The sequence below is a fragment of the Oribacterium sp. P9 genome (assembly GCF_046365365.1).
Classification (GTDB): Bacteria; Bacillota; Clostridia; order Lachnospirales; family Lachnospiraceae; genus Oribacterium.
Genome location: NZ_JBKEIS010000050.1, coordinates 1 through 843, shown reverse-complemented (window position 1 = coordinate 843; position 843 = coordinate 1). Strand labels below are relative to the sequence as shown.

Here is an 843-nt window from a genome sequence, read left to right as displayed (position 1 = left end):
CGGCCTCTCGGCCGCCGCCGTTCGGAGTTTGGTCCGCTTCGGTAGGCTGCGAGGCCCCCTCGGCGGTCCAGTGCTCTACCGGCGGCGGCTAACGGCCGCGGCTAGCCCTAAAGCTATTTCGGGGAGAACGAGATATCTCCGGGTTTGATTGGCCTTTCACCCCTATCCACGGGTCATCCCCTCCGTTTTCAACCGAAGTGGGTTCGGCCCTCCACAGGGTCTTACCCCTGCTTCAGCCTGCCCATGGATAGCTCACCCGGCTTCGCGTCTGCGCCCGGCGACTTGATCCCCGTCTTAATGACTCGCCTTCGCTGCGGCTCGCTTCTGAGCTGAACCTCGCCGCCGGACGCAACTCGCTGGCTCATTCTACAAAAGGCACGCCGTCACACCGCGAAGGGTGCTCCGGCTGCTTGGGGGCGCACGGTTTCAGGTGCTCTTTCACTCCCCTCTCGGGGTGCTTTTCACCTTTCCCTCACGGTACTGGTTCGCTATCGGTCATGGGAGAGTGCTCAGCCTTGGAGGGTGGTCCCCCCTGCTTCGGACCGGGTTTCACGTGCCCGGCCCTACTCGGGGACGCGCCTCGGAGGCCACACGGATCCGCGTACGGGGCTCTCACCCGCTGCGGCCGGCCTTCCCATGCCGTTCCGCTTCCGTGTGGCTTTGCGACTCCGCCCGAGAGAGCAGGCTCTCGGGATGGCTCGCCCCGCAACCCCCGCGCAGCAACGCCCTGTCGCTTGCACGTGCGCGGGTTTGGGCTCTGGTCCGGTTTCGCTCGCCGCTACTCCCGGAGTCTCCGTTGATTTCCTTTCCTCGGGGTACTTAGATGTTTCAGTTCCCCCGGTT

At 65.0% G+C, this 843-nt stretch carries 1 rRNA gene; it reads right to left on the bottom strand.

The annotated features are described in order from the left end of the window. Positions 1-843 (bottom strand): 23S ribosomal RNA (locus tag ACK8P7_RS10940); the annotation flags it as partial.